Raw genomic sequence first — 284 nt, forward strand, 5'->3', positions numbered from 1 at the left:
GCTTCGCGTTGGGACATGCGGTTTTCATAGGCCTCGTTTGCCTCGGCAAATCGTTCGGCCAAAGGTTCATCCGCGCTACCTGCGCCGCCCAATTCCGCGTAAATATATCCACCCACGCCAAACAAAAGCGCCACGATCAATGCGGCCACCGCATAACTTGCACCCTTGGGGGCCTGTGGCAAAACAGTGGCGTTTTGTGCGCGTTTGTCTGCTTCCAGCAAGCGCCGAGAGACTTCGGTTCTTGTGCGGGTTGCGTCCTCTTCTGCAAGGGTGCCGCTGGCTAC

General features: G+C 58.1%; 1 protein-coding gene. It reads right to left on the reverse strand.

The window, feature by feature from the left end:
* Nucleotides 1-284: c-type cytochrome biogenesis protein CcmI (gene ccmI / locus AB9F29_RS22405; RefSeq protein WP_369757313.1), on the reverse strand; the 284-nt coding region annotated here is incomplete at both ends.

The organism is Falsihalocynthiibacter sp. S25ZX9, from assembly GCF_041205405.1.
Lineage (GTDB): Bacteria > Pseudomonadota > Alphaproteobacteria > Rhodobacterales > Rhodobacteraceae > Falsihalocynthiibacter > Falsihalocynthiibacter arcticus.